This is a genomic window from Streptomyces sp. SID486 (assembly GCF_009865385.1).
Lineage (GTDB): Bacteria > Actinomycetota > Actinomycetes > Streptomycetales > Streptomycetaceae > Streptomyces.
In genome coordinates, this window is record NZ_WWJT01000750.1 from 1 (window position 1) to 5,754 (window position 5,754).

Genomic DNA, 5,754 nt, shown 5'->3' on the forward strand with positions numbered 1-5,754 from the left:
TCGGCCCGAACGGCGCCGGCAAGACCACGCTGCTGCGGCTGATCTCCGGCGAGCTGAAACCGCACGGCGGCACCGTCACCGTCAGTGGCGGCCTCGGTGTGATGCGCCAGTTCGTCGGCTCCGTACGCGACGAGACGACCGTGCGCGACCTGCTCGTCTCCGTCGCCCCGCCCGGTATCCGCCAGGCGGCGAAGGCCGTCGACGAGGCCGAGCACGCCCTCATGACCGTCGACGACGAGGCCGCCCAGCTGCGGTACGCCCAGGCCCTCGCCGACTGGGCCGAGGTACGCGGCTACGAGGCCGAGACCCTGTGGGACATGTGCACCACCGCCGCCCTGGGCGTGCCCTACGAGCGCGCCCAGTGGCGACAGGTGCGCACCCTCTCCGGCGGCGAGCAGAAGCGGCTGGTCCTGGAGGCGCTGCTGCGCGGCACCGACGAGGTGCTGCTGCTGGACGAGCCCGACAACTACCTCGACGTGCCGGGCAAGCGGTGGCTGGAGGAGCAGCTGAAGGAGACCCGCAAGACGGTCCTGTTCGTCTCCCACGACCGGGAACTCCTCGCCCGCGCCGCCGAGAAGATCGTCTCCGTCGAGCCGGGCCCGGCCGGCGCGGACGCCTGGGTGCACGGCGGCGGCTTCGCCACCTACCACGAGGCCCGCCGCGAACGCTTCGCCCGCTTCGAGGAGCTGCGCCGCCGCTGGGACGAGAAGCACGCCCAGCTGAAGAAGCTGGTCCTGAACCTCCGTCAGGCCGCCGCCGTCAGCCACGAGATGGCCTCCCGCTACCAGGCCGCGCAGACCCGCCTGCGCAAGTTCGAGGAGGCCGGCCCGCCGCCCGAGCCGCCCCGCGAGCAGGACATCACCATGCGCCTGAAGGGCGGCCGTACCGGCGTACGGGCCGTCACCTGCCAGAGCCTCGAACTGACCGGCCTGATGCAGCCGTTCGACCTGGAGGTCTTCTACGGCGAACGGGTCGCCGTGCTCGGCTCCAACGGCTCCGGCAAGTCCCACTTCCTGCGGCTGCTCGCCGGCGAGGAGGTCGCGCACACGGGTGGCTGGAAGCTGGGCGCGCGGGTCGTCCCCGGCCACTTCGCGCAGACCCACGCCCACCCCGAGCTCCAGGGCCGCACCCTCCTCGACATCCTGTGGAAGGAGCACGCCCAGGACCGGGGCGCGGCCATGTCCCGGCTGCGCCGCTACGAACTCACCCAGCAGGCCGAGCAGAGCTTCGACCGGCTCTCCGGCGGACAGCAGGCCCGCTTCCAGATCCTGCTGCTGGAACTGGCCGGCGTCACCGCGCTGCTCCTGGACGAGCCCACCGACAACCTCGACCTGGAGTCGGCGGAGGCCCTCCAGGAAGGTCTGGAGGCGTTCGAGGGCACGGTCCTCGCGGTCACCCACGACCGCTGGTTCGCCCGCTCCTTCGACCGCTTCCTGGTGTTCGGCAGCGACGGCCGGGTCCGCGAGACCCCGGAACCGGTCTGGGACGAGCGGCGGGTCGAGCGGGCCCGGTAGCACGCACCGCGCCTCCCGGCGCCGTAACCCGACGACGGGCGCCGGGCCCGCGCGGCCCGGTCCCGTCCCGCCGCCGTGACGTCCACCGCCCTGCGGAGGCCCGGGACCTCGGATGTTCGTACAGTGGACTCAGGACCGCGAGCTCCATGGATTCTTCCTCCCGGAAACCGCTCGGGGGTGCGTGCCGGGGGGTACCCGTACCCCATGAACGAACACGACGAGCGGGGCACCACCATGACCGGAGTCGACCCCAGCCGGCTGGACGACCTGCAGCTCATGAAGGAGCTGGAGACGATCCACCGCACACGCCACGACACACTCCTGTACGGCTCGAACGACGCACTGCGGGCCCACAACGAGCGCATGGCGCAGCTGGAGGGCGAGTACCTGCGCCGCAACCCGCGCCGCCTGGTGAGCGCGGCCCGCACCCGCGAGGGCGCCCGGGAACGCGGCTGCGGCGAGACGGCGGCCCCGAACACCTCCGGCACCTGAGCCGCGGCACACCCGGCACCAGGCCGGCATCCGGCCGGCACATGCCCGGCACCCCGCCCGGACAGGCCGCCCGGCACTCCACCCGGACACGTTTGGCACCCGGGGTCACGCCGGGCACCCGCGGGCCGCGCCCGGCACCCGCGTCCGGCAGCAGCCGCGCCCGGCACCCGCGTCCGGCACACGAAGGAGGGCCGGCCCAGGACGGGCCGGCCCCACCGCGGTCTCACCGCCGTCCGGTCGGTCAGTCGGCCGCACCGGCGAACACGTGCAGGTACGCCTCGCAGAACGCCTTCAGATCGTCGGGCTTGCGGCTGGTCACGAGCTGGTTGGAGCCGTGGTCGCAGATCTTCACCTGCTCGTCCACCCACGTGCCCCCGGCGTTGCGGATGTCCGTCCGCAGGCTCGGCCAGGACGTCAGGACCCGGCCCCGTACGACGTCCGCCTCCACCAGCGTCCACGGCGCGTGGCAGATCGCGGCCACCGGACGGCCCTGCTCGAAGAAGTCCTTCACGAACGCGACGGCCTTCTCGTCCATCCGCAGGAAGTCCGGGTTGGCGACTCCGCCCGGCAGCACCAGGCCGCCGAACGACCCGGCCGACGTCTCACCCACCACCTCGTCCACGGAGAAGGTGTCCGCCTTGTCGAGGTGGTTGAACGCCTGGATCTTGCCGGACTCCGTCGACACCAGCACCGGCTCGTGCCCGGCGTCCGCGGCCGCCTTCCAGGGCTCGGTCAGCTCGACCTGCTCGACGCCCTCGGGTGCCACCAGAAACGCGATACGCATGATCCTCAACTTCCTTTCACTTTCCTCAGTACGGTCCGGGTCACTTGTCGATCTCGGCCGCCTGGCCCCGCCTCATGCGCCGCCCGTCAGCGCCTCGGCCACCGCCTGCGCGTTCTCGTAGCGGTGCCCGTGGCGCAGCCCGGCCACGGCGTCGACCAGGCCGCCGGGCGCGTTGCTCCGGCGCAGCGCACGGGCCAGCTCACCCGCCTTCGCGGGGAAGGCGTGCCGGCCCAGGTGCCGGGCCAGCTCCAGCCGGGTCCGCTCCAGCGCCGCGGGGGAACCCAGACCGCCGACCGGGCCGCCCCATACCTCCGGGTCGTCGTCCGCCGCCGGTTCCGGGTCGTGCCACTCCCCGGCTCGCGTCGGGTGCCCGGACCGCAGCAGACCCTGCAGTTCGTGCTTCATCTCGTCGTCCCGATGGACGCTCAGCCGGTCGCTGCCTCGCTGCATGTCTCCCTCCAGAGGGTCGAAGATCCGCCGCGTACCCGGTGGCGCGAGTCCGACACCGGGTTCACGTAGGGCTAATGCTTGTCCCGGCCCGGCAGGAACTCCTGCACCTTCGCCTTCAGCCCCTGTCTGATCATCGAGCCACGGTCGGCGTCGCCCTTCAGGACCGACGCGGCCGTCGCCTCCATCTGCTCCCAGGAGGCGTGCGGCGGGATCGGCGGCACGGCGGGATCGGTGAGGAACTCGATCACACACGGCCCGTCCGCCTGCAGGGCGGCCCGCCAGCCCGCCTCCACGTCCTCGGACCTCTCCACCCGGATGCCGGTCAGCCCGAGCGAGCGGGCGAAGTCCGCGTACCGCACGTCCGGGAGCGACTGCGACGGCAGGAACGACGGAGCGCCCTCCATCGCGCGCATCTCCCACGTCACCTGGTTCAGGTCCTGGTTGTTCCACACGGCCACCACCAGCCGCGGATCCGACCAGCGGTCGCGGTACTTCGCCGCCGTGATCATCTCCGCCAGGCCGTTCATCTGCATCGCCCCGTCACCGACGAGCGCGAACACCGGCCGGTCCGGGTGCGCGAACTTCGCGCCGATCGCGTACGGCACACCCGGGCCCATCGTCGCCAGCGTCCCGGACAGCGAACCGCGCATGCCCGGCCGCATCGTGATGTGCCGCGCGTACCAGTTGGCGACGGAACCGGAGTCCGAGGTGAGGATCGCGTCGTCCGGCAGCAGCGGGTCCAGTGCCCGGGCCACGTACTCGGGGTTGATCGGATCGGCCGCCAGGCCCGCCCGCCGGTCCATCGTCCCGTGCCAGCGCCTGACGTTGTCGCACACCGTGTCGTACCACTCGCGCCCGCCCCGTTCGCCGTTCAGCAGCGGGATCAGGCGGCGCAGCGTCGCCCGCGCGTCACCGACCAGGTTCACCTCGTACGGGTAGCGCATGCCGATCATGTGCGGGTCGATGTCGATCTGCACGCCGCGCGCCTTGCCGAAGTCCGGCATGAACTGCGTGTACGGGAACGACGAACCGATCGTCAGCAGCGTGTCGCAGTCCCGCATCATCTCGTAGGACGGCCGGCTGCCGAGGAGCCCGATCGGCCCGGTCACATAGGGCAGTTCGTCACTGAGCACATCCTTGCCGAGCAGCGCCTTCGCCACTCCCGCGCCGAGCAGCTCGGCGATCTCCCGCACCTCCGCGACCGCGCCGGCGGCGCCCTGTCCGACCAGGACGGCCACCTTGTCGCCCGCGTTCAGCACCTCCGCCGCCCGGTGCAGCGCCTCGTCCGTCGGCGTCGCCGTGTAGTCGCTCATGCCCAGGCTGGACGGCACCATCTTGAAGTCGTGCGTCGGCGGCGAGTAGTCCAGCTCCTGCACGTCCCCCGGGATGATCAGCGCGGTCGGGCAGCGCCGGGCGTACGCGGTGCGGATCGCCCGGTCCAGCACGTTCGGCAGCTGCTCGGGCACCGTCACCGTCTCCACGAACTCCGAGGCGACGTCCTTGTACAGCGTGTGGAGGTCGACCTCCTGCTGGTAGGAGCCGCCCATCGCGGTGCGGTCGGTCTGGCCGACGACCGCCAGCACCGGCACATGGTCCAGCTTCGCGTCGTACAGGCCGTTCAGCAGGTGGATGGCGCCGGGTCCGGACGTCGCCGCGCACACCCCGAGACGGCCGCTGAACTTCGCGTAGCCGACCGCCTGGAAGGCGGACATCTCCTCGTGCCGCGACTGGATGAAACGCGGCTGGTCCTCGGCGCGGCCCCAGGCGGCGAGCAGGCCGTTGATGCCGTCACCCGGATAGCCGAAGACCTGTTCCACGCCCCAAGCGCGCAGACGCTCGAGGATGTGGTCCGAGACCTTGGTGGTCATGGAGGGACCTCCCCGGTGCAGTGCGAAGCGGACGATCCGGTCAGCGGATACCGAGTCACCGGTGAAGGGGACGGAAAACCTCCGTGCCCGGTACCGCGCCGGGCCGACGGCTCGTGCACGCAGACGCGCGCCGTCCGTCCGTGAGCGTGCGTCGTCTCCGCCGTCACCCGGCCGGCCCCGTGTGTCGCGCGAATGGGCTCCGGCCGCGCGCGGTACGGCCACGCGCGGGCTGTCATGGCAGCGAGGGCACGACCCGTGCCCCCGTACCCGGGCACCGCACGGCGTCGCCGTCGTACCGGTGTGCCGGCGTACGGCCCTGCGACCGTCCGCGCCGTCCCGCCGCGAGTCCGCCGAGGAGTCCCTCCCATGCGCCGCACCGCCCGCGCCCTGCCCGCCGTCCTCGCCGCCGGTGCCGTGCTCGCCCTCACCGGGCCCGCCGCGTACGCCCGCACCGCCGTGGCACCCGGCCCGGCGGCTTCCGCCACAGGCCGGGCCACGGCCGGCCCCGGTACCGTTCCCGAGTCCTGCGGGCCGCCCGCCGGAGCGGTGCCGGGCCCCCTGAGCACCGTCCCGCCGGCCCTCGCGAACGGCGCCGCCCGCCCTGGCCGGGCCGACGGCGCCCCTGCGTCCGGGCCCGCCCACCGAG

5 protein-coding genes and 1 pseudogene are annotated in these 5,754 nt (G+C 72.9%); 3 read left to right on the plus strand and 3 right to left on the minus strand.

From position 1 onward, the window contains the following. A partial coding sequence (locus tag GT045_RS35235) for an ATP-binding cassette domain-containing protein (protein ID WP_161336707.1) occupies positions 1 to 1,514 on the plus strand: 1,514 nt, incomplete at its 5' end. Positions 1,515 to 1,718: 204 nt separating this feature from the next. Beyond that, entirely contained in the window at positions 1,719 to 2,006 is a 288-nt protein-coding gene (locus tag GT045_RS35240; protein ID WP_161290605.1) for a DUF6158 family protein, read from the plus strand. Between the two features lie 241 nt (positions 2,007 to 2,247). Here the strand turns inward: GT045_RS35240 and GT045_RS35245 are convergent, their stop codons facing one another. The 3 genes from GT045_RS35245 to GT045_RS35255 all read right to left on the minus strand — a co-directional run bounded on the left by GT045_RS35245 (position 2,248) and on the right by GT045_RS35255 (position 5,108). Then, the gene (locus tag GT045_RS35245; RefSeq protein ID WP_161290603.1) at positions 2,248 to 2,790 is read right to left on the minus strand and encodes a type 1 glutamine amidotransferase domain-containing protein; all 543 of its coding nucleotides are present in this window, start codon (positions 2,788 to 2,790) and stop codon (positions 2,248 to 2,250) included. Positions 2,791 to 2,862: 72 nt separating this feature from the next. Next, complete coding sequence (locus GT045_RS35250) at positions 2,863 to 3,240, minus strand: DUF2795 domain-containing protein (RefSeq protein WP_161336708.1); 378 nt, start codon at positions 3,238 to 3,240, stop codon at positions 2,863 to 2,865. Positions 3,241 to 3,311: 71 nt separating this feature from the next. Continuing rightward, a complete protein-coding gene (locus tag GT045_RS35255) occupies positions 3,312 to 5,108 on the minus strand; it encodes a thiamine pyrophosphate-requiring protein (protein WP_161336709.1) in 1,797 nt (598 codons plus the stop codon). Between the two features lie 366 nt (positions 5,109 to 5,474). Between GT045_RS35255 and GT045_RS35260 the strand changes: the two are divergent. Next, positions 5,475 to 5,754: pseudogene (locus GT045_RS35260) on the plus strand (SDR family NAD(P)-dependent oxidoreductase); the annotation flags it as partial.

Excerpts from the sequence above, each read along its gene's own strand:
- GT045_RS35240 (WP_161290605.1), top strand. The coding sequence starts at position 1,719 with ATGAACGAACACGACGAGCGGGGCACCACCATGACCGGAGTCGACCCC.
- GT045_RS35250 (WP_161336708.1), bottom strand. The coding sequence starts at position 3,240 with ATGCAGCGAGGCAGCGACCGGCTGAGCGTCCATCGGGACGACGAGATG.
- GT045_RS35245 (WP_161290603.1), bottom strand. The coding sequence starts at position 2,790 with ATGCGTATCGCGTTTCTGGTGGCACCCGAGGGCGTCGAGCAGGTCGAG.
- GT045_RS35255 (WP_161336709.1), bottom strand. The coding sequence starts at position 5,108 with ATGACCACCAAGGTCTCGGACCACATCCTCGAGCGTCTGCGCGCTTGG.